Origin of the sequence: Aquitalea denitrificans, assembly GCF_009856625.1 — a bacterium.
In the GTDB taxonomy this organism is placed as follows: domain Bacteria; phylum Pseudomonadota; class Gammaproteobacteria; order Burkholderiales; family Chromobacteriaceae; genus Aquitalea; species Aquitalea denitrificans.
Genome location: NZ_CP047241.1, coordinates 1033133 through 1056451, shown reverse-complemented (window position 1 = coordinate 1056451; position 23319 = coordinate 1033133). Strand labels below are relative to the sequence as shown.

Below are 23319 nucleotides of genomic sequence, written 5' to 3'. Positions count from 1 at the left end.
CAGGCCGGCCCACCCGCAAGCACTACACCTTAACCGCAAGCCCCTACATGGCCGCAGGCGGTGCAAAATTCGCAGCCATCCTTCTTGATGAGGGCATGGTTGCCGCATTCCGGGCAGGGTTTGCCGGACAGGGGCTTGAGTGCCGCCTGGGTGGCGGTTTCCGGGCTGAACAGATCGCTCTGCTCCGGCACCATCACCCCCATCTCCTCCAGCGGCACGCCATCCTGGGTCAGCACGCCCAGCATGGCGTAGCGATGAATCATCAGCTGCGCCATATAGGCGACGGTGGACGGCCAGCTTTGCGACTTTTCCTGACCCGGAATGCGGGCAAAGAAGTCGCCTTGCGGCTCGGCATAGCTCAGCAGCTTGCGCAGCTTCATGCCGATCCAGGCCGGGTCGATCACCCGCATGTCCAGCGACAGCATCTTGCACAGGCCATCCAGTTCGCGCGGATAATTGCCGGCCAGCCACACCGAATACGGGCGGCGCTGGCCATTGGGTAGCACCAGCTCTTTCAGGAAGAGCACGAAATCGTCACCGGTTTGCGGATTGGCCACATCCACCGACCAGCTCATGGTACCGTCGGTGCCGGATTTGGGTTCCTTGCGGGCAAACAGCGCATCCATCACCGGGGTGGGTTCGTGCTGGTCGGCGGTCAGTGCGCCCAGCTGCTCCACGCGATGACGCACCACCTGACCCAGCGCCGCAGCGGCCGAAGTGGCATACACGGTGCGTTCACCCAGTTCAAACACATAGCGCTTGTCGCCATTGGTATGCGACAAAGCTTCCAGCTTGGCCGACAGCCAGGCATGGTCGCGGCAGCGCATGTCCATCGACAGCGTCTTGGCAATCGCGCCCAGGCCACGCTGTTCTTCGGTGGCATTCACCCAGCACTCAAACGGCGTGATGCGGCCGTTTTCCACATGGCCCACCACCACGGCAAAGTCACCCGCCGGGCCTTCCACCATATAGGTCCAGGAGGGGTTGCCTTCTTTCAGCTTGGGCCGGTTCGGCCACTTCAGGCTGGCCAGCGCCGGGCTGGGCGCGGTATTCAGGGTGATGCGGCGGTCCGGGTCGCCATCCTGGCTGGCGGACAGGTCTTGCGGGGCTTCCTTGGCACTTTCCTTTGCCGGCTCGATAGACAATACCGAACCCAGCACGCTGTTGGGGCGGTAAGTGGTAATGCCTTTCAGGCCATTGCGCCAGGCTTCCAGATACAGGCTTTCGAAATCGGCAAACGGGTAATCCGCTGGCACATTCACCGTTTTGGAGATGGCAGTGTCGATATATGGCGCCACGGCGGCCACCATGCGCATATGGTCCAGCGCGCTCATTTCCAGCGCCGAGACAAAGTAGTCCGGCAGCGCCTGGGTGTCGCCACCCTGCATGCGGTAGACGCGATAGGCGTGGTCTTCCACCAGATATTCCTGAGTAGAGCCATCAGCCATGCGCTTCTTGCGGGTGTAGAACCAGGAGAACGGCGGTTCGATACCGTTGCTGGCATTGTCGGCAAAGGCCAGCGAAATGGTGCCGGTAGGGGCAATCGACAGCAGGTGCGAGTTGCGGATGCCGTGCTTGCGGATACGGGCCTTGATGCTGTCCGGCAGGCGGCTGGCGCAATGCGGTTCGGCCAGGTATTTGTCGGCATCAAACAGCGGGAAGGCACCCTTCTCGATGGCCAGATCCACCGAGGCGTCGTAGGCGGAGTCGCGCATGGATTCAGAAATGCGCGCGGCAAAACGACGGCCTTCTTCGCTGTCGTAACGAATCTTCAGCATGATCAGCGCATCGCCCAGACCGGTGAAGCCCAGGCCGACGCGGCGTTTGGACTGCGCTTCGCGCTCTTGTTCCTTCAGCGGCCACACGGTCAGGTCCAGCACATTGTCCAGCATGCGGATGGACATGCGCACCACGCTCTCGAAGGCCTTGAAATCAAAGCTGGGCTTGGCACCAAACGGTTGACGCACGTATTTGGTGAGATTGACCGAACCCAGGTCGCAGCAGCCGTAATCCGGCAGCGGTTGTTCGCCGCAGGGGTTGGTGGATTCAATCACCTCGCAATAGGACAGGTTGTTGTCCTGGTTGATCTTGGACATGAACAGCACGCCCGGCTCGGCGTGGTCATAGGTGGATGCCATGATCTGTTGCCACAGATCGCGCGCCGGGATGGTGCGGTATACCCACAGGCCGTCGGCACGCTGGTAGTGGCCGGGGAAGGCGTCGGTGGCCGGCTCCACACTGTGGGTCAGTTCCCACTCGGCATCAGCTTCCACCGCACGCATGAAGTCATCGGACACACCAACCGAAATATTGAAGTTGCGCAGGTCGCCCTTGTCCTTGGCGTGGATGAAGTCTTCCACGTCCGGATGGCTGACATCCAGCACACCCATTTGCGCACCACGGCGGGCACCGGCGGATTCCACTGTTTCGCAGCTGCGGTCGAACACCCGCATATACGATACCGGCCCGGAAGCGCGGCTATTGGTGCCTTTTACCCGTGCGCCCTTGGGACGGATACGCGAGAAGTTGTAGCCCACGCCACCGCCACGACGCATGGTTTCGGCGGCTTGCAACAGGGCTTCGTAAATGCCGGCCTTGCCGTTGGAAGGTTCGGAGACGGAGTCGCCCACCGGCTGGACAAAGCAGTTGATCAAGGTGGCGCGCAACTCGGTGCCCGCAGCGGAATTGATGCGACCGCCGGGAATGAAACCATTGTCCAATGCCTGAAAGAACAGCGGCTCGAAACGGGCCGGATCCTGCTCCAGTGCCGCCAGCGCGCGCGCAACACGCTGTCTGACTTCACTGACGCTCTGTTCATTACCTTTGGCATACTTTTCCAGCAATACCTCGCGCGAGATATCCTGCTCCAGCATGACGGCACTGTTTTCACGCTTCATTCCGGCCCCTCGATTTCCTGAAATTTTTGAGAATTTTCCTGACTTCTGCAGCCTTGCCATTTCGGCAATCCATGCACTCTACGCCTGTTCGCCAGGCAATGCACACCTTGACACGCTCTGGTGAGCGTGTATCAAGTAAGCCGGTCAAGCCACAACATCTGGCAAAAGAAAACGGCGTATTACACTATATGTAGTTACGCCGTTTATTGATGGACATCAAGCCATTTCAGGAACTATTTGCTGGATAGCTTGATCCCCAGTGCCACACCGTCCCGTTCGGCGCGGGTTTTAACCGGCTCACCCACAGTGAGGCGATCGGCCAGAGTGTTGTCAATTCGCATCATCACCTTGCGGGCATTTTCTGCCCGCTGCCGCGCCAGCAGGTGCAAGGCGGCATCGTCCACTTTCTGGGCAGCAATCAGCTCACCACGCAGCAGCTTGGCCAACGCGGCACCGGATGGTCCACTTGGGTTCAGGGTACGGGACATCAGCTTGAGTCGGCCCAGATCATGCGCATAAACCGTCTTGATGGCATCCAGCATGGCCGGGTCTGCCATATCCGGCACCGGCAGCGGTTCACCTGGCAGCAGACTGCGTCCGGCTGCTTGCAGAATGGCGCTGTCGATACGCGCCCGTGCCAGCTCCTTGCTGTCCACATCCGGATCGTAGCTGCCGGCTATCTGCAGCTGCATCTTGGGCCGCTTGGCCATGACGCCGGCCACCTTTTCCAACTTCTCGCGCTCCGGTGGTGCCACGCTGGCTTCGCCCGGAATGAAGTACACGCTGTCAAAACCTTCGCCGCCCAGCAGGGCACCCAGCGCCCGGAACGGCGCAGTTACCACCTTGGTCACCACATTCACCAGCGCCTTCCGCACAATCTGGCCATAGCTGAACTGCGGGTCGTCCAAGCTGCCGGATACCGGCAGGTCCAGGTCGATCTTGCCGTCGCTATCCTCCAGCAAGGCCACCGCCAGTCGCAGCGGCAGGTGGGTTCCCTTGTAGTCCGGTACCTCGTCCCCCAACTGAATGGTGTTGATCACCACCCGGTTCTGCCCCTTCATCTGGCGATGTTCCAACAGGTAATGCAGATCTACCGTCAAGCGCCCGTCGTTAATGCGCCAGCCGGCAAAGGTGGTGGCATAGGGGTTGAGGTTGTTGAGCGGAATATTACGGAATGACATGGTGATGTCGGTATTGTCGGTTACCGCCATCGGTGCCAGCGCACCACGAACCCGCACATCGCCGTACTGGTCCACATCACCATCCAGCGTCACGGTGCCGGTACGCCCCGGACGGGTGGACAGGCCCTGAATCGAACCGCGCAGATGGTGCATCTGGGTGGCAAAGTTGGGGTTCATGCTCTGGTCAGCAAACTGCACCTTGCTGCGATTGAGGTGAATGCTGCGGATATCCACTGGCGGCATGGCCGCAGCAGGCGCGGCCTTGGCCGGTGCGGCTGCCGTCGGCGCGGAGCTGGGCTTGGCGGCAAAAATGCGCTGCCAGTTGAGCTGACGCTTGGCATCCAGAATCAGCCGCGCTGACAAGGCTTCCAGCCGGATATCCTGCACCGCCACGCTGAGCGGCACTGCCGGGGTGCTCTGGGCCTTGATGCCATTCACCTTCAGATTGTCCCAGCCCAGCAGCGGCAGCTTTTCGCCCGGCTCCATGATGGCCAGTTTGCTGATGCCGGCAGTACCGGCCACTTTCCAGCCCTTACTGGCCGATTCCACATCCAGCGCCGCATTCAGTTGGCCGCCGCGCATGTGCAGCGGGGTGGTGGACAGGCCGTAAGGCGCAAACGGTACCAGCGGCAGGCCATCGGCCTTGATCTGTCCCTTCAGCGCCGCCGTAGCCGGGTCCAGCTGCAGCGCGGCCTGCAACTGGCCGTTCTCCAGCTTGCCATCCAGCGTGACGGCCAATTGTTGCGCATCGAGACTCTCCACCCGGGCATTGAGCGCCCGCAAGCTGGCCGTTACCGGACGCGACAGGGTGTAATCGTTCCAGCTGATTTCACCATCACTCAGGGTGAGTGTGGGGTAATGCAGCTGCCAGCCCGGCTTGTCCTGCTGCGCGGCTGGTTTGGTGGCTGCAGCCGCCGTCTTGCCACGGGCAAACAGCTGGGCCAGATTCAACTGCCCTTGCTTGTTGCGCTCCACCGCCACCCGCAAGCCTTGCAGTTCCACGGCACCAGGTTCAAGCAATTGTCCCTGCTGCACGATGCGCGAGGGCTGCACGCTAAGCTTGGCCAGAGTGATTTTCTCTGGCTGCGTGGCATTGCCCAGCTTGATGTCAGCCAGCTCGCCAGCCAGCTTGTCCACCGCGAAACCACGTTTCGGGTCGAGTTCAAAGCGGGCGTGCAGCAGCGGCAGGCGTGCCGCCACTTGCAGCGGGGTGGCAAAACCGGCATCGCCAAAGCGGTATTGCCAGTTGGCCAGCTTGATGTCTTCCACCTTCACCTGCCATGGCGAAGGGGCTGCTTTGCTGTTTTCGGTCGATGCCGCACCGGCTGCCTTGCTGGCAGGCAGGGCTGCCAGCCAGTCCAGACTACCGTCTGCCATGCGCTGTGCTTCCAGGCTGCCGCCATCCAGCGCGATCTGTTGCAGGCTCAACTGACTATGTTGCAGGTCAAAACGCCCCCCTTTCAGCTGCAAGGAAGGCAGGACAAAGCGATGCTGCGTACCGGGAGCCTGCATCTGCAAGCCCTTCAGTTCGGCGCTGAAGGGGCTGATCTGCAACTGCGGCTGCTTGCCTTTCAGGTCGAACTGGTAGCTGGCCTGTACCGACAGCGTGCCTTGCGGCTTGGCAATATTGAAATGCGGTTTAACGTATTCCCAGATGCTGGCCAGGGTAAAACCACGAATGCTGGCGGTGCCACTCGATTGCAAGGGCTGCAATTGCAGGCTGCCTTTCCAGTCCAGTTGCGTACCGTCGCCCAGGGCCGCATGCAGGCGATAGCCACCGGCTTCGGGCAAGGTGGTGAGATCGGTCAGCGCCAGATTCAGCGGCGAAACCTTGAAGCTGTCAGTACCGGCCAGCCGGTCCTGAAACATGACCTGGCCATTGCGGATGTTCAATGCCTGGAGCAGGAATTTGGTCGGCGAACCATCGTCTTTTTTAGGCTGGGCCGGGCCGCTGGCATCACTGATGAAGCGCGCCCAGTTCCACTGGCCTTGGGCGTTACGCTGTACCCATACCTTCGGGACATCAACGCTGAATTCCGACAATTGCCAACGCCCCAGCAGCAAGGCTGAGGGGTCCAGATTCACATACACCCGATCCGCGGCAAACAGCGGCGCACCCTGGCCTTCGGCCAGCTGTAACTGACGTACTTCCACGGCCATGCGCCAGGGATTGATGGATACCTCTCCCAACGTCAGCTTGCGGCCGATACCGGCTGCCCATTTAGCCGCCTGGCTCTGGACAATGCCCGGCGCGATACCAGCCAGAAACCCCCACAGCAACAGCAGGATGGCGGCAATGCCGGCCAGCCAGCGCCGCCAGCGTGCAGGTCGGCGAGAGGAAGTAGGTTTCCCGGTACTCTGATCAGTTGCGCTCATGACAATCTTCTTTTTGACAGCAGTTTTTCATTTTAACTGCTTTATCAAACAGTGTTAGTTACATGTTGTTAGCAATGTTGTCATCGTCGCCAGCAGCCATCATCTGCCGGAAGCCAACCCGGCAAGCAGCATGGCCGCGTGCTATGCTGCGCCAGCCTCCCTTAACCCTGCATGCCATGCCACATTCCAAACCGTTAAGCTGGGATATTTTCTGCACCGTCATCGACAACTACGGTGATATCGGCGTCGCCTGGCGACTGGCGCGCCGGCTGACGCACGATTTTGACCACGCGGTGCGCCTGTGGGTGGATGATCTGGCCAGCTTTGCCCGTATTGCCCCCGTGCTTGACCCATCCTGTCCCAGACAGGAGCTGGATGGCATCACCATCTGCCAGTGGCAGCCGGATGCCACCTTTACCGACTACAATCCCGCGCAGGTAGTCATTGAGGCCTTTGGTTGCCGCCTGCCTGATGCGGTAGCGCTGGCAATGGCCAAAGCAGCGGTCACACCGGTATGGATCAATCTGGAATACCTGTCGGCCGAAGACTGGGTGGAAGGATGTCACGGCATGGCCTCGCCCCACCCGCGCCTGCCCCTGACCAAATACTTTTTCTTTCCCGGCTTCACCGAGCACACCGGCGGCCTGCTGTGCGAGGACGGGCTGATCACCACCCGGCAGCGCTGGCAGCAGGACAGCCTGGCACAGCGCGCCTTCTGGCAGATGTTCGATATCCCGGAGAAACAGCCGGAAGAATGGCGCGTCAGCCTGTTTGCCTACGAAAATCCCGCCGCGCGCGAACTGCTGGATTACTGGACGCACAGTTCCATGCCGGTGCACTGCATGGTGCCGGAAGGCAAGGTGCTGGCCGATGTGGAGGCGGTGATGGGCCAGCGGCTACAGGCCGGCCAGCATATCAGCCGTGGTGCACTGACCGTGCATGTGTTGCCGATGACCGATCAGGACAGTTACGACCTCACCCTGTGGTCGTGCGATATCAACTTTGTACGCGGCGAAGACAGTTTCGTGCGTGCGCAATGGGCAGGCAGGCCTTTCATCTGGCACATCTACCCGCAGGACGACGCTGCACACATGGTGAAGCTTGATGCCTTTTTGTCACACTACTGTCGAGGTATTGACGCAGCAACCGCCAGCGCGCTAAAGGCAGCCAGCCATGCCTGGAACCATGGCCAGGGCATGCTGCCCGCCTGGCAGGCATTGGAAAAGTATCTGCCGCAGTGGCACCAGCTCAGCCGCAGCTGGCCGGACAAACTGCTGCACGCGGGAGACTTGGGGATGCGGCTGGTGCAATTCATACAAAACCGGCTAAAATAGCCCGTTTTTCGGAAACCGTTTTCCGAGTTCAATCAAGAGTTTGGGACTTTACACGTAATGAAAACCGCACAAGAACTCCGCGCTGGCAACGTATTCATGGTAGGCAACGACCCGATGGTCGTGCAAAAAGCTGAATTCAGCAAATCCGGCCGTAACGCTTCCGTCGTGAAGATGAAGATGAAGAACCTGCTGAGCGGCGCCGGCTCCGAAGCCGTTTACCGCGCTGACGACAAGTTCGATGTCGTGGTTCTGGACCGCAAGGATTGCACCTACTCCTACTTTGCTGACCCGATGTATGTGTTCATGGACAGCGAATTCAACCAGTACGAAGTAGAAGCCGACAACCTGGGCGACACCATCAACTACATCGTTGACGGCATGGAAGACGTTTGCCAGGTTACCTTCTACGATGGCAAGGCCATCTCCGTTGAACTGCCGACCACCGTGGTTCGCGAAGTGGAATACACCGAGCCGGCCGTACGTGGCGATACCTCGGGCAAGGTTCTGAAGCCGGCCAAGCTGGTTGGTACCACCTTCGAAGTACAGGTTCCGGCCTTCGTGGTTACCGGCGAAAAGATCGAAATCGACAGCCGCACCGGCGAATTCAAGAAGCGCGCCTGATCGCCTTCCTGATGCTGTAGAAAAAGCGACCCACGGGTCGCTTTTGTTTTGCCTGTCATTCGGACAAGTGCTGCGTTATCGTGCTGTTTTCCGGAGGGGATCATGGACCGACTCGAACAGCTTGCGCTGCAAGCCAGCTACAACCAATGGATGAATGACAAGCTTTACCAGACAGCAGCCCGCTTGCCAGAAGCCGCGCTGCAGCGTGGCATGGGAGCCTTCTTTGGCTCGGTATTCGGTACGCTCAATCACATTGTGGTGGGCGATACCCTGTGGCTGCAGCGCTATCGTCAGCACCCGGCTGGCTTTCCGGCCTTGCACGCACTACAGGACATCACGCAGCCGGCTTCGCTTAACGGCTTGCTGTTTGATAATCTGGCTGCGCTCTACACGCGCCGCCAGCTGCTGGACCAGGTCATCATCCAGCTGTGTGCCCAGCTACAGGACCGCGATCTTGATCAGCCGCTGGCCTATCACAACACCCGCGGCGTGGCGCAATGCAAGAACTTCCACGCCCTGCTGCTGCACCTGTTCAATCACCAGACCCACCACCGCGGTCAGGCTACGACCCTGCTATCGCAGCTGGGCGAGGATGTGGGTATCACCGACCTGATTGCACTGATCGACGACATTCCGCCAGCCTGACACAGCAAAGGCCAGACAAAGTCTGGCCGTAGACGGAGCATGCTGGCTCAGATCACCACACCCGGCGGCGGCTGGTCGTGCGTCTGGCCGGCACTCTGGTGCGGCAGTTCCAGATAACTCTTGGATTGCATCTCGGTCAGGCGGCTGGCGGTACGGAAAAACTCGCTGGCCTGCACGCCGTCGGTATAGATGTCATCGATTTCCACGACAGCAGAGGCAATCAGCTTGACGCGGTTGTCGTAAAACACATCCACCAGCCAGGTAAAGCGGCGGGCAATGGAGGCATCCTTGGCCGCCAGTTTAGGGATGCCGCTGATGAACACGGTATGGAATTCGGTGGCAATTTCCAGATAGTCAGTCTGCGCCCGCGGGCCATCGCAAATGGCGAAAAAATCGAACCAGATGATGCCCGGCGCCAGTTTCTTTACCGGAATCTGCCGCCCCAGCACTTCGATTTCCTGCTTGGCAATCAAAGCCTCGCTGCTCAGGCGGGTAAACATACCTTCCATGCGCGCCTGGGCAGCAGTGTCGTCCGGCACCATGAACAAGGGCTCGCGCGTCAGTTCGCGCAGGCGGTAATCATTGCCGCCATCCACGTTCAGCACATCCAGCTCACGCTTGATCAGTTCGATGGTGGGCAGGAAGTTCTGCCGTTGCAGGCCATTGGGATACAGACCGTCAGGCGGATAGTTGGAGGTGGTGACCAACACCACGCCACGCTCGAACAAGGCACTGAGCAATCGACCCAGCATCATGGCATCGGCAATGTCGCTGACATGGAATTCGTCAAAGCACAGCAGGCGGGTTTCACGGGCGATCTTGTCGGCATAGGCCAGCAAAGGGTCTTTGCTACCGGCCAGCTGGCGCAGCTCGCGGTGCACCTCAGCCATGAAATTGTGGAAATGGATACGGCGCTTGCGGCGGTACGGCACGCAGGCATAGAAGGCGTCCATCAGGAAACTCTTGCCACGGCCCACCCCTCCCCAGAAATACAGGCCACGCGGCACATCCGGGCTACGCAGGCTACGCCCGAGAAAGCGGTTGCGCTTGTCCTTGAACTCCAGCAGCTGATGCCACAATGCGTCCAGGTGTTCGATCGCGGCAGCCTGGGCCGCGTCATGAATGAAACCGGGCTTTTCACTGGCGGCCTGATACCAGGCTTTGGGACTGGTCAGGGCGTTGTCATCCGGGGAAAAGGTATGCTGGGACATGATATGTGCTGTTCTGTTGTTGGTTTTGGCGCAGGCTGGCACCGGCGCAATGAAGCCATACCGCGAACCCTGCCCGACCGGCGATTAATAGCGCATGATAACCCGAATCGACACGTTGCCGGTCAAGTGAAAAACAGGGCCGGACATGCAACTGCAATCCCTCATCCCTGACAATTAGACCAGCCACCACGATCTGGCTGTGAGCAGCCTCGCCAGACATCCTTTACGGGCTGTCGCCCGTAGCCATGGCGGCATGCAATCCAGCAACGTAGACACCCTTACAGGTACGGCCATGAATATCGAACAGATTCGTCGGCAAGCCTTTGCCATGCCACTCACCAGCCCGGCCTTTCCACCCGGCCCCTACCACTTTTACCAGCGGGAATTCTTCATCATCAGTTATCGCACCGACCCGGACAAACTGCGTGCAGTGATTCCTGAGCCACTGCAAATGACCGAGCCGGTGGTCAATTTCGAATTCATCCGCATGCCGGATTCCACCGGTTTTGGCGACTACACCGAAAGCGGCCAGGTGATTCCGGTTTCCTATCAGGGCAAGCCGGGCAACTACACCCATGCCATGTACCTGAACGACCATCCGCCAACCGCCGGCGGCCGCGAGTTGTGGGGTTTTCCCAAAAAGATGGCCAGCCCCCGTCTGCAAGTGCATACCGACACCCTGGTGGGCGAGCTGAACTACGGCCCGGTACGCGTGGCCACCGGCACCATGGGTTACAAACACCGGGAACTGGACGGGCAGGCCATTGCCGAAAGCCTGCGTACCACCCCGAACTACCTGCTGAAAATCATCCCCCATGTTGATGGAACGGCGCGTATCTGCGAGCTGGTGAGCTTTCCCATGCTGGATGTCACCGTACATGGAGCCTGGAGCGGCCCGGCCGCGCTGTCATTGTTTGCCCATGCGCTGGCTCCGGTAGCCGAGCTGCCGGTGCTGGAAGTATTGGGTGCCAAACATTATGTTGCCGATCTGACCCTGGGTCTGGGCAAGGTCGAGTTTGATTATCTGGTCTGAAACAGGAGAAGCCTCATGAAGCTGCAAGGAAAAGTTGCCCTGATTACCGGTGCCGCCAGCGGCATTGGCCGTGCCATTGCCGAAACCTATGCCCGAGAAGGGGCAGCAGTAGCCATCGCCGACATCAATCTGGCAGCGGCCCAAGCCACGGCCAGCGCAATCGAAGCCGCCGGTGGCAAGGCCATGGGTGTGGCGATGGATGTCACCAACGAGGAAGCCGTCATCGCCGGCACCCAGGCAGTAGTGGACGCCTTTGGCCAGCTGGATATTCTCATTTCCAATGCCGGCATCCAGATCATCAGCCCGCTGGTGGAGTTCAGCTTTGCCGACTGGAAAAAAATGCAGGCCATCCATGTCGATGGCGCCTTCCTCACCACCCGCGCCGCCCTGCCCCACATGTACAAGGACAAGCGCGGTGGTACCGTCATCTACATGGGTTCGGTACATTCGCATGAGGGATCAAAGCTGAAATCCGCCTATGTCGCCGCCAAGCACGCGCTGCTAGGGCTGAGTAAGGTACTGGCCAAGGAAGGGGCAGAATACAATGTGCGCTCGCACGTCATCTGCCCCGGCTTTGTCCGTACCCCTCTGGTGGAAAAACAGATCCCGGAACAAGCCAAAACGTTGGGTATCAGCGAAGACGAAGTCATCAAGCATGTAATGCTGGGCGACACGGTGGACGGGATATTCACCACGGTGGACGATATCGCCCAGACGGCGCTATTCCTGGCCGCCTTCCCCAGCGCCGCCCTTACCGGCCAGTCGGTAGTGGTCAGCCACGGCTGGTATATGCAATAAGCGCACACCAAGCAATGAGCGGAGCCCCTGCTTTTTGGTTGCAGGCGGTTCCCCTCTATACGGCAAACCAGCAACAGCCGCACACCGATGTGCAGACGGAGTATTGCATGAGCGTTGGCTACGATCCTCAACACCGCCTTTACCACAGCCCCAGCTTGCCCAAAGGCCATCAATACCATGTTGTCGCCCTGCTGCTGCAAGGCGGCGGCGCACTGGGCTCCTACCAGCCCGGAGTGTATCAGGGCTTAGCCGAGGCCGAGCTGCACCCCAACTGGGTAGCCGGCATTTCCATTGGGGCACTGAACGCCGCCATCATTGCCGGCAATCCGCCGGGCAAACGGGTAGACCAGCTGCGCCGCTTCTGGGAAACCATCTGCCAGCCACCCATTCTGCCCGCCACACCGCTGGCCATGCTGGACCCCGAGCACTGGCCGGCCAGCATGCAGCATCTGCTGGCCGGCTGGGAAGCCTGGCGCTCGATGCTGGAGGGACAAAACGGCTTTTATCGACCACGCCTGCCCTGGGCCTTGCAACATACCAGCAGTCCGGCAGACATCAGTTTTTACGACACCAGCCCACTCAAGCAGACGCTGGAACAGCTGGCCGATTTCGACCGGATCAACGACAGCCGGCAGATGCGGGTATCAGTTGGGGCAGTCAATGTCCGTAGCGGCAACTTCGTCTATTTCGACAATACCCGGCAACAGCTGCGACCGGAGCATTTCATGGCCTCCGGTGCCCTGCCTCCCGGCTTTCCGGCAGTGGAAATCGACGGCGAGTTCTACTGGGATGGCGGCGTGGTATCCAATACACCGCTAAGCCAGCTAATCAGCAAGGAAAACCGCCACAACACCCTGGCCTTCCAGGTGGACCTGTGGAGTGCCCGCGGCAACTTGCCCGGCAATATGAAGGAAGTGGCCATGCGGCAAAAGGATATCCAGTATTCCAGCCGCACCCGCATGGTGACCGATGTCCTGCGCCAGGAACTACAATACCGTGAACTGCTGTCCGAGCTGATGGCACTGGTTCCCGAAAGCGAGCATGGCTCGGCAGCCTTTCTGGCCGCCCGGCATGCCGCCAACTGCCAGCGCCTGAACGTGGTGCATCTGATCTATCAGGACAAGGTTTACGATGACCACTACAAGGACTACCAGTTTGGCCTGCAAACCATGCGCCAGCATTGGCATAGCGGCTATCAGGACATCCGCAACAGCCTGCACCGCCCCGGCTGGCTGAACATGCCCAGCGCCGAGCAGCCCTTTGTCAGCCACGATATTCACCGCTGAAGCCTGAATTTAGTTAGGCGCAAGGCTAAATACTATCAACACTGCAGACAAAACCAATATCATGCTCACCAAGTGTATTTACCTGCTACAGGCGTTGCTATTGGTTTTGCTGCTAGGCTGCCAAAGCGTGCCTCCTCTTTCCGAACAAGCACCTACTGGAAAACTGTTTCATTATCCAGATGGTGGCAGCGCCATTTATTACGAAATAGCCTTTGGAGACATAAAAAAAGACACAGCGATATTCACCTATGCAGCAACAGGCTGTTTCAGTCTTAAATACCAATTACCACAATATTTTTCGGCAATCAAAGCCAATGCAACTCTTTATGCTCTAAATAAAAGATATGTAAATGATCTGTCGTTTATCAATAGCTGCGGAGATGACTTTGTCCGAGCAAATATATTTAAAAATCGCCAGCAGGATTTTATCAATTTTGTCAAAGCAAAAAACGCAGAACTCTCATTCAAACCGAAAAACATCGTACTAATCGGCGTTTCAGAGGCAGCCAATGTAATTATCAAGGCTGCAACACAACTACCATCTGTAACACATATAGTAATCATTGGCAGTGGTGGTTTCACCATGAGGCGCTCTCTACAAGAGCTCAAAAATAATCATTTGCTCAATAAAATATACGACATTGATCAAGCTAGCAAAATGATAAAAAATGAGTCTGCATCTTTGCAAAAGAACTGGTTTGGCAATCCGATACACTGGTGGAACGATATACTGGATGTCGACCCTATCGAAGACTATTTAACAATTAGCGTTCCCATACTGCTAGGAGTTGGTGCAGAGGATGCCAACCAGCCTCTGGCATCGGTCAAATATCTGGAACAGAAATTTACCGAACACAACAAGCACAATCTGACCATTCGGATTTACTCGAACAATGGACATAGTCTATCCCCTACCGCGAGAGCAGATCTGTTTCAACTACTGAATCAGTATCTGGTCAATAACTAGCGGTATGGGGACATTTGCCTCACTGTATTACGGTAGCAAACTTATAAAGGAAACAGCCCGGTGGACAGATAGCGATCGCCACGGTCGCAGACGATGGACACAATCACCGCGTTCTCCAGCTGCTGGTTCAGCCGCAGCGCCACCGCCAGTGCGCCACCCGAGGACGGCCCGGCCAGAATGCCTTCTTCGCGTGCCAGTCGGCGTGCCGTGTCTTCCGCTTCTTGCTGGGATACATGAATCAGTTGGTCAATACGGCTGAAATCGCAGATCTTGGGCAGGTACTCATCTTCCCATTTGCGGATGCCGGGAATCTGGCTGCCGGTTTCCGGCTGCACACCGATGATCTGGATGGCCGGGTTCTTTTCCTTGAGAAAGCGGCTATTGCCCATGATGGTGCCGGTAGTGCCCATGCTGGAAACAAAGTGGGTAATTCCGCCCTGGGTATCAGCCCAGATTTCCGGGCCGGTGCTTTCGTAATGCGCCAGCGGATTATCCGGATTGGCAAACTGGTCGAGGATGACGCCCAGCCCGGCTTGCTGCATGCGGTGCGCCTCGTCAATGGCGCCCGGCATGGAGGCAGACTTCGGCGTCAGGATGACCTCGGCACCGTAGGCGCGCATGGTCTGCACCCGCTCGGCACTGGAGCCTTCCGGCATCAGCAGAATCATCTTGTAGCCCATCATCGCCGCCGCCATGGCCAGCGCGATACCGGTGTTGCCACTGGTGGGTTCGATCAGGGTATCACCCGGTTTGATATCGCCGCGCGCTTCGGCCCGGCGGATCATCGACAGCGCAGGCCTGTCCTTGACCGAGCCGGCCGGGTTATTGCCCTCAAGCTTGAGCAACACGATATTGCTGCTGTCGCCCGGCATGCGCTTGAGCCGTACCAGGGGGGTGTGGCCGACGAAATCTTCCAGATACTTGTACACGGTGAAGTCTCCTTGCGAGAGCGCCATTATACGACCTGGCGCTATCTTCCAGTCGAACCGTTATTTCTAATCAAATAACCAATTCCGGCCTGCCCGCCCAGATCATGAAAAAACCGCCAGCGCGCGGCATGGCGGTTTTGCCGGGATGAACAAGCCTTAGCGGCTGATCAGCCAGTCCACGTAGCGATCCACACCCTGCTCCACCGTCAGCATCGGTGCGCTGTAACCGGCATCGCGCAGCTTGCCGATGTCTGCCTGGGTAAAACTTTGGTACTTGCCCTTCAGTGCTTCCGGGAATTCGATGTATTCGATGATGCCCTGGGCCACCAGTTCGTCCAGGCTCAGCGCCGGCTTGCCTTCGTGCCGACGGCAGGCATTGACGGTGGACACGGCAACGTCATTGAAGGGTTGGGCGCGACCGGAACCCAGGTTGAAGATGCCGCTCTTGCCCGGATTGTCCAGGAAGTACAGATTGACCTTGACCACGTCCTCCACCGAGACAAAGTCCCGGCTTTGCATGCCATTGCCCCAGCCATCATTGCTGCCGAACAGCTTGACCTTGCCGTGTTCGCGGTACTGGTTGAAGTTGTGGAAGGCCACCGAGGCCATACGGCCCTTGTGCTGCTCTTGCGGGCCATAGACGTTGAAGTAGCGGAAGCCTACCGCCTGGGCTGACAGACCTTCTTGCATACGCTGGCGCAGTACCTGGTCAAACAGGAATTTGGAATAGCCATAGACATTAAGTGGGCCTTCGTACTGACGTTCTTCCTTGAAGATGGTGCCCTTGCCATAGGTGGCGGCGCTTGAGGCAAACAGGAACTGGATTTCCTCGTGCTGACAGTAATCAAACAGCGCCAGCGTGTACTGATAGTTGTTATCCATCATGTACTTGCCGTCATGGTTCATGGTGTCCGAGCAGGCACCCTGATGCAGGATGGCACTGATCTCACCCTCGTATTCGCCTTCCAGCAGCAGATTGAGGAAATCATGCTTGTCCAGATAATGGGCAATTTCGCAGTCCACCAGATTGCGGAACTTGTCGCCGGAGGTGAGATTGTCCACTGCAATAATGTCGGTAATGCCGCGCTGGTTCAGCGCCTTGACGATATTAGAACCGATAAAGCCGGCGGCGCCGGTAACCACGATGGTCATGATTCATCCTTTTGTGTTCCACCGGTGCAGGCATGCAGCCTCAGCCCCGGTAGCATATAACGGTCCAGGCCAGATTAACTGGCAAATAGTTCCTGCTGTGTGCAAACGGCGGTGCCCAGCTTGCCCACCACGATGCCGGCAGCGGCATTAGCCAGGCTCATGGCTGTCGGCAGGGGCAGACCGGCAGCCATGGCCAGGCCCAGGGTGCCGATGACCGTATCGCCGGCACCAGAGACATCGAATACTTCGCGGGCGAAGGTAGGCTGGTGCAGCGCGCCATCGGGGCGGAACAAGGTCATGCCCTCCTCGCTGCGGGTCACCAACAGTGCATCCAGCTGCAACTGGCTGCGCAGAGCCTGCGCCTTGGCAATCAGCTGCTCTTCGTTCTGCCAGCTGCCTGCCACTTCCTTGAATTCGCTGCGATTGGGCGTCAGCAGGGTGGCACCGGCATACTTGGCGTAGTCGTCGCCCTTGGGGTCGATCAGCACCGGTTTGCCGGCTGCGCGGGCCAACTCGATCATGCGTGCTACATGGGTGAGACCACCCTTGCCGTAATCGGACAGGATCACCACATCGTGGCTAGCCAGCACCGATTGGTATTGTTCCAACTTGTCAGCCAGGATTTCATGGCTGGGCGCATCTTCAAAATCCAGCCGGATCAACTGCTGCTGGCGCGCCACCACCCGCAGCTTGATGGTGGTGGAAATGGCAGCATCCCGTTTGAACAAGGTGGTGATGCCATCGTCCTTCATCAGCCGTTCCAGCGCAGTGGCAGCCTCGTCATCGCCCACCACCGACAAAATGGAAGCCTGGCCGCCCAGGCTGGCAATATTGCGCGCCACATTGGCGGCACCGCCGGCGCGCTCTTCCATGCGGCCAATACGCGCCACCGGCACCGGCGCTTCCGGCGAAATGCGTGAGACATCGCCAAACCAGTAACGGTCCAGCATCACATCCCCTACCACCAATACGCGGGCACCAGCAAGCTCGGCAGCCAGCTTGCTGCGATCCAGTCCAAGTTGTTGCAACAGATTCATGCTCTTCAGCGTCCTATCGCCTGATAGTCGAAGCCCAGCTCACGCAGCCAGGCGGGGTCGTACATATTGCGGCCATCAATAATCACCGGCTGCTTGAGGCTGGCCTTGATGGCGTCGAAGTCCGGCGCGCGGAACATCTTCCATTCGGTGACGATCAGCAGAGCGTCCGCCCCCTGCAGCGCAGCCATCATGTCGTCGGCAAAACGCAGGCCGGGCGTATCGCCCATCACGCGTCTGGCTTCCTCTGCGGCAACCGGGTCATAGGCGGCCACGGTTGCACCACGGCGGGCCAGTTCGGCAACAATCACACGGCTGGAAGCCTCGCGCATATCATCGGTATTCGGCTTGAATGCCAAACCCCAGATGGCAAAGTGACGGCCACTCAGATCGTCGCCAAAGCGCTTGACCAGCTTGTCCACCAAGCGGCGCTTTTGCGCCTCGTTAGCTTCTTCCACCGCAGTCAGCACCCGCATGGCATGGCCTTGCTCACGACCACTGGCCACCAGCGCCTTAACGTCCTTGGGGAAGCAGGAGCCGCCATAACCGGCACCAGGGTAGAGGAAGTGATAGCCGATGCGTGGATCGGAACCGATGCCACGGCGTACCAGTTCGATATCTGCGCCCAGGTCTTCCGCCAGATTGGCCAGCTCGTTCATGAAGGAAATACGGGTGGCCAGCATGGCGTTGGCAGCATATTTGGTCAGCTCGGCAGAGCGCACGTCCATGAACAGGATACGGTCGTGATTACGCTGGAACGGCGCATACAAGCGGCGCATCAGCTCGATGGCACGTTCGTCTTCAGCGCCCACCACGATGCGGTCGGGCTTCATGAAGTCCTCGATGGCCGCACCTTCCTTGAGGAATTCGGGATTGGACACCACGCTGAAGGCGATGTCGGCACCGCGCTCGGCAAGAGTGGCCGCAATCTGTGCCTTTACCTTGTCGGCAGTACCCACCGGCACAGTGGACTTGTCCACCACTACCTTGGGCTCCGTCATATACAGACCGATATTGCGGGCAGCTGCCAGCACGTATTGCAAATCGGCGGAACCATCTTCATCCGGCGGCGTACCCACCGCGATGAACTGGATTTCGCCAAACTCGACTGCCGCGCCAATATCAGTAGTGAAAGACAGGCGGCCAGCGGCAACATTGCGCCGCACCATGTCGTCCAGACCGGGTTCGTAAATCGGAATGCCGCCTTGCTGCAGGGTAGCGATCTTGGCCGGGTCCACATCCAGACACAGCACATGATTGCCGACTTCAGCCAGGCAAGTACCCGTTACCAGGCCGACATAACCGGAACCAACAACCGTGATCTTCATGACAGGGAAGCCCGATAGCTGGCGATATCGCCGTTGATCTTGCAGAGCACATCCAGCGGCGCATCGGCACGGGTGATCGGGCGGCCGATTACCAGATAATCAGCCCCCGCCTGCAGCGCAGCCACCGGCGTCATCACCCGGCGCTGGTCGTCTGCAGCACTGTCGGCCAGGCGGATGCCCGGGGTGATCAGCTTGAAGTCCTGACCCAGTGCCGACTTGAGCATTGGAGCCTCTTGTGCGGAACACACCACACCATCCAGACCACAATCCCGGGTCAGGGTAGCCAGTCGCAGCACATGCTCCTGCGGAGAAGCAGTAATACCGATATCCACCAGATCAGCGGCTTCCATGCTGGTCAGCACGGTAACAGCAATCAGCAGCGGGCGCTGGCTGTATTGCGCCAGGCCTTCGCGCGCGGCTTCCATCATGCGGCGGCCGCCGGAAGCGTGCACATTCACCATCCAGACACCGGCATCGGCTGCTACTTTGCAAGCCTGTGCCACGGTATTGGGAATGTCGTGGAATTTCAAATCAAGGAATACCTGAAAACCACGGGCTGCCAGGCTTTCCACCAGGCTGCGACCGCTGGCGGTAAACAGCTCCTTGCCCACCTTGAGCCGGCACTGTTGCGGATCAAGCCGGGCGGCAAATTCGAGAGCCGACGGCGCATCGGCAAAATCCAGTGCCACGACGACAGGAGATACCGGCTCTTGGTACTGACCGGCGGCAATTAGCGGATTCATGTCTTCTCCTGAATACAATCAATGAGTTTCCGAGCGGTTGGGCGTAAAGCTTTCCCACTCGCCGCAGGCGGGGCAATGCCAGAAGAAAGCCCGCGAGCGGAAATTGCAACACTTGCAGCGGTGCACGGTCAGGCGCGCTGCATGCTTCTGGATCAGCGCACGGGCCACTTCGGCATCCATGCGCCCTTCCGGCGACAATTCGTCCATCTGCGCTTCGATCAGCCGGTACACCCCCATCAGGCTGGGCCGGGCATGCACGGCTTGACGCGCCACATCCAGCGCCCGCTCTTCGCCTTCATAGGCCGACAGCTTCTGGTACAGCAGATCCGTCAGTTCCAGCTGCGGGAAGGTTTTCTGGTAGCCCTGCAGCAAGGCAATGCCTTCCTGCGGCTTGTCCAGCTTTTCGTAGGCATCGAACAGGCGCTCGGCCGCCATCGACAAGTATTCGTAATTCTGTTTCTCAATGTTTTGCCATGCCGCAATGGCGGCTTCGATTTTGCCTTCGGCAAATTCGATATCACCCAGAATCAGGCTGGCGCGCACACATTTGCGATTAACCTGCATCGCCTCGGCCACCAGAGTGCGGGCGGCCGGGTAATTCGACCGGTACAGTTCGCCCTGTGCCAGCTCGCAGTAGAACTGCGCCACTTCATGCTGGAAGGAATGGGCATCACTGCGCAATTCCCTGGCAGTTTCAATGGCCTTTTGCCAGTCTCTATCCTGCTGGTAGATATCCAGCAACTGCCGGCGGGCGGCCAGTGTCATGTTGCCACTCAACAGTTTCAGCAGGATTTCCTCGGCCCGGTCCACCAGACCGGCCTTGCGAAAGTCCTGCGCCAGTTCGTTGCGCACGATATCGCGCTGCTCGGCCGGCAGGTCGGACGATTCCAGCATGCGCTGATGCAGGCGGATGGCACGATCGTTCTCACCGCGCTTGCGATACAGCTTACCCAGCGTCAGTTGCAGTTCGGGTGCGGAACCCTGTTGGCGTGAAACCTCAGCCAGCGCCTGGGCGGCGATGTCGGTCTTGTCGTCCACCAAGGCATCCAGACCACGGAAAAACCCGGTCGGTACCGACTTGGCCTGTTTCAGCACCGTGCGCATGTCTACCCGCGCAGCCAGCCAGCCCAGACCAAAAAAAGCCGGAAGCAGCAGCAGCCACCACAAATCCAGTTCCAAAGAAAACTTCCTTCAAGGAGAGTAAGAATCCGTACCGCAACGCAGGCGGCATCAGGAGAAAGCTGAGTCAGTCGGCCAGTGCATCGCTGGGATCGACGGCAACCTTGCTGCTGGGCGGACGGCTGCGCAATTCCTTCTTGAGCTGGGACAGCTCTTTGCGCATGCGCAGGTAATAGGAGAATGTGGCCAACAAACCAACAGCAGCACCAGCAACAAAGAACACCAGCAGGAAGACAATTAGCGGTGCCGACCAGGATTGGCCGAAGAACAGCTTGAATTCGACCATGTGGCTGTTTTGCACGGTAACGGCAATCAGGAAAACCAGCAGGGCCAATTCGATGATACGCACGATGTAGCGCATGCTTTTTACTCGGAGAGGGTAACCGGAGTGCAAGTTTAAACGATAGTCTGCTGCAACCCAAGCAAGAGCAGGGTCAAACAAAGAAAAAGCGCCGCAAAAGCGGCGCTTTGTTTTGGCTTGCGAGACCAGCGGTCACGCCAATCAGGCTTGGGTCTGTTCCAGCAGGGACAGATCCACCCGTTCGCGCAACTCCTTGCCGGCCTTGAAATGCGGCACATATTTCTCAGGAACCGAGACACTGCTACCTGATTTCGGATTCCGGCCCACGCGGGGCGGACGGTAGTTCAGGTCGAAGCTACCGAAGCCGCGGATTTCAATGCGGCTACCCTGTGCCAGGTTGCTGGCCATCGCATCCAGAATGGTTTTGACGGCCAGCTCAGCATCTTTGTAGACCAACTGAGAATTGCGCTCGGCAAGACGTTCTGCCAGCCGCGCGATCAGCTCAGACTTGGTCATGATGCAATTACTCGTTGGAGCCGGACAGCTTGGCCTTCAACAGGGCACCCAGGTTGGTCGTACCGGCAGAAGCGCTGTCAACCGACAGGTTCTTCATGGCGGTGCTGTCTTCCTGAGCATCCTTGGCCTTGATGGACAGGCTGATATTGCGGGACTTGCGATCCACGGCAATGATCACGGCTTCCACTTCTTCGCCATCCTTCAGCAGGGTACGGGCATCTTCCACGCGGTCGCGGGACAGCTCGGAAGCACGCAGGTAACCTTCAACGTCCATGTCCAGGGACACAACAGCGCCCTTGGCATCAACAGCCTTCACGGTACCCTTGACCAGAGCGCCCTTGTCGTTCATGGCAACGTAGTTGTTGAACGGATCACCTTCCAGTTGCTTGATGCCCAGGGAGATGCGTTCTTTTTCCACGTCGATGGACAGAACAACGGCTTCAACCTCGTCACCCTTCTTGAACTTGCGCACGGCATCTTCGCCGGTTTCGTTCCAGGACAGGTCGGACAGGTGAACCAGGCCGTCGATACCGCCCGGCAGACCAACGAACACACCGAAGTCGGTGATGGACTTGATCGCGCCCTTCAGCTTGTCGCCCTTGTGGAAGTTGTCGGCAAACTCGTTCCACGGGTTGGCCAGGCACTGCTTCATGCCCAGGGAGATACGACGACGGTCTTCGTCGATTTCCAGGATCATGACTTCAACTTCGTCACCAACCTGAACTACCTTGGACGGGTGTACGTTCTTGTTGGTCCAGTCCATTTCGGACACGTGCACCAAGCCTTCGATACCTTGTTCGATTTCAACGAAGGCACCGTAGTCGGTCAGGTTGGTTACCTTGCCGAACAGACGGGTGCTGGCCGGGTAGCGACGGGACAGACCAACCCACGGATCTTCGCCCAGTTGCTTCAGACCCAGGGATACACGGTTCTTCTCTTGGTCGAACTTCAGGACCTTGGCTTCTACTTCGTCGCCAACAGCCAGAACTTCGGACGGATGCTTCACACGACGCCATGCCAGGTCGGTGATGTGCAGCAGGCCGTCAATGCCGCCCAGGTCAACAAACGCACCGTAGTCGGTGATGTTCTTGACGATACCCTTGATAACGGCGCCCTCTTTCAGGGTTTCCAGCAGAGCCTTGCGCTCTTCGCCCAGGGTTTCTTCCAGAACGGAACGACGCGAAACAACCACGTTGTTACGCTTGCGATCCAGTTTGATAACCTTGAATTCGATGTTCTTGTTTTCGTACGGAGTGGTGTCTTTAACCGGACGTACGTCAACCAGGGAACCCGGCAGGAAGGCACGGATGCCGTTGACCATAACGGTCAGGCCACCCTTGACCTTGCCGCTGATCAGGCCGGACAGGATCTTGCCGGTTTCCAGCGCTTCTTCCAGCTCAACCCATGCAGCCAGACGCTTGGCTTTTTCACGGGACAGCTTGGTTTCGCCAAAACCGTTTTCCAGCGCGTCGATGGCAACAGTCACGAAGTCGCCGATGGCAACTTCAACAACGCCTTCGTCGTTCTTGAATTCTTCGGCCGGAATCAGGGATTCGGACTTCAGGCCGGCATTTACAGTTACGAAGTTGGAATCAACTGCAACGACTTCAGCAGTGATCACCTCGCCCACGCGCATGTCGTGAAGGGTCAGGCTTTCTTCGAACAGCTGGGCAAAGTTTTCCATGGAGAGGGTAGTCATCAAGCTTACTCTCGGTGCACACCTTGCGGTGTGCGGGGTTAGGGTTGAACACAGGGTGCCTCTTGCAGTGCAGCAAGAATTACCCCTTT

Annotated in this window: 19 protein-coding genes; 7 read left to right on the top strand and 12 right to left on the bottom strand. The window is 58.5% G+C overall.

Annotation, left to right across the window (positions count from 1 at the left end; genetic code table 11):
• Positions 1-29 precede the first annotated feature (29 nt).
• Entirely contained in the window at positions 30-2897 is a 2868-nt protein-coding gene (locus GSR16_RS04845) for an adenosylcobalamin-dependent ribonucleoside-diphosphate reductase (RefSeq protein ID WP_159875406.1), read from the bottom strand.
• A 233-nt stretch (positions 2898-3130) separates the two neighbouring features.
• Entirely contained in the window at positions 3131-6454 is a 3324-nt protein-coding gene (locus tag GSR16_RS04840) for a DUF748 domain-containing protein (protein WP_159875405.1), read from the bottom strand.
• Between the two features lie 176 nt (positions 6455-6630).
• On the opposite strand from GSR16_RS04840, the gene earP reads away from it, so the two are divergent.
• The 3 genes from earP (at position 6631) to GSR16_RS04825 (ending at position 9054) form a co-directional block, all read left to right on the top strand.
• A complete protein-coding gene (gene earP, locus GSR16_RS04835) occupies positions 6631-7788 on the top strand; it encodes an elongation factor P maturation arginine rhamnosyltransferase EarP (RefSeq protein WP_159875404.1) in 1158 nt (385 codons plus the stop codon).
• A gap of 57 nt (positions 7789-7845) precedes the next feature.
• Entirely contained in the window at positions 7846-8409 is a 564-nt protein-coding gene (gene efp / locus GSR16_RS04830) for an elongation factor P (protein ID WP_159875403.1), read from the top strand.
• A gap of 102 nt (positions 8410-8511) precedes the next feature.
• The gene (locus tag GSR16_RS04825) at positions 8512-9054 is read left to right on the top strand and encodes a DinB family protein (protein ID WP_159875402.1); all 543 of its coding nucleotides are present in this window, start codon (positions 8512-8514) and stop codon (positions 9052-9054) included.
• 47 nt (positions 9055-9101) lie between these two features.
• Here the strand turns inward: GSR16_RS04825 and zapE are convergent, their stop codons facing one another.
• The gene (gene zapE, locus GSR16_RS04820) at positions 9102-10265 is read right to left on the bottom strand and encodes a cell division protein ZapE (protein WP_159875401.1); all 1164 of its coding nucleotides are present in this window, start codon (positions 10263-10265) and stop codon (positions 9102-9104) included.
• 292 nt (positions 10266-10557) lie between these two features.
• Here zapE and GSR16_RS04815 point away from each other — a divergent pair, with 292 nt between their 5' ends.
• From GSR16_RS04815 to GSR16_RS04800, 4 genes are all read left to right on the top strand, one after another.
• A complete protein-coding gene (locus GSR16_RS04815) occupies positions 10558-11298 on the top strand; it encodes an acetoacetate decarboxylase (RefSeq protein ID WP_159875400.1) in 741 nt (246 codons plus the stop codon).
• Between the two features lie 15 nt (positions 11299-11313).
• A complete protein-coding gene (locus GSR16_RS04810; RefSeq protein ID WP_159875399.1) occupies positions 11314-12096 on the top strand; it encodes a 3-hydroxybutyrate dehydrogenase in 783 nt (260 codons plus the stop codon).
• A gap of 107 nt (positions 12097-12203) precedes the next feature.
• A complete protein-coding gene (locus GSR16_RS04805; RefSeq protein ID WP_205677496.1) occupies positions 12204-13382 on the top strand; it encodes a DUF3734 domain-containing protein in 1179 nt (392 codons plus the stop codon).
• Between the two features lie 61 nt (positions 13383-13443).
• Entirely contained in the window at positions 13444-14349 is a 906-nt protein-coding gene (locus GSR16_RS04800; RefSeq protein ID WP_159875397.1) for an acyl-CoA thioester hydrolase/BAAT C-terminal domain-containing protein, read from the top strand.
• Positions 14350-14390: 41 nt separating this feature from the next.
• On the opposite strand, the gene cysM is transcribed toward GSR16_RS04800, so the two are convergent.
• The 9 genes from cysM to rpsA all read right to left on the bottom strand — a co-directional run bounded on the left by cysM (position 14391) and on the right by rpsA (position 23230).
• Entirely contained in the window at positions 14391-15305 is a 915-nt protein-coding gene (gene cysM / locus GSR16_RS04795) for a cysteine synthase CysM (protein WP_159875396.1), read from the bottom strand.
• Between the two features lie 129 nt (positions 15306-15434).
• A complete protein-coding gene (gene rfaD / locus GSR16_RS04790) occupies positions 15435-16430 on the bottom strand; it encodes an ADP-glyceromanno-heptose 6-epimerase (RefSeq protein ID WP_159875395.1) in 996 nt (331 codons plus the stop codon).
• 74 nt (positions 16431-16504) lie between these two features.
• Entirely contained in the window at positions 16505-17467 is a 963-nt protein-coding gene (rfaE1, locus tag GSR16_RS04785; RefSeq protein ID WP_159875394.1) for a D-glycero-beta-D-manno-heptose-7-phosphate kinase, read from the bottom strand.
• Positions 17468-17472: 5 nt separating this feature from the next.
• Positions 17473-18792 carry a UDP-glucose dehydrogenase family protein gene (locus GSR16_RS04780; protein WP_159875393.1) on the bottom strand — a complete coding sequence of 440 codons (1320 nt, stop codon included), beginning with the start codon at positions 18790-18792 and terminating at the stop codon, positions 17473-17475.
• Positions 18789-19535 carry an orotidine-5'-phosphate decarboxylase gene (gene pyrF, locus GSR16_RS04775; protein ID WP_159875392.1) on the bottom strand — a complete coding sequence of 249 codons (747 nt, stop codon included), beginning with the start codon at positions 19533-19535 and terminating at the stop codon, positions 18789-18791. The genes GSR16_RS04780 and pyrF overlap by 4 nt, the downstream gene beginning before the upstream one ends.
• Before the next feature lie 18 nt (positions 19536-19553).
• Positions 19554-20714, bottom strand: coding sequence for a lipopolysaccharide assembly protein LapB (gene lapB / locus GSR16_RS04770; RefSeq protein WP_159875391.1), 1161 nt, complete (start codon positions 20712-20714; stop codon positions 19554-19556).
• 67 nt (positions 20715-20781) lie between these two features.
• Positions 20782-21075: a LapA family protein gene (locus GSR16_RS04765; protein ID WP_159875390.1), complete on the bottom strand. Its 294-nt coding sequence runs from the start codon at positions 21073-21075 to the stop codon at positions 20782-20784.
• A 141-nt stretch (positions 21076-21216) separates the two neighbouring features.
• Positions 21217-21531 (bottom strand): integration host factor subunit beta, encoded by a 315-nt coding sequence (locus GSR16_RS04760; RefSeq protein WP_045846200.1) that lies wholly within the window; start codon positions 21529-21531, stop codon positions 21217-21219.
• Positions 21532-21538: 7 nt separating this feature from the next.
• A complete protein-coding gene (gene rpsA, locus GSR16_RS04755; protein ID WP_240902601.1) occupies positions 21539-23230 on the bottom strand; it encodes a 30S ribosomal protein S1 in 1692 nt (563 codons plus the stop codon).
• Positions 23231-23319 lie beyond the last annotated feature (89 nt).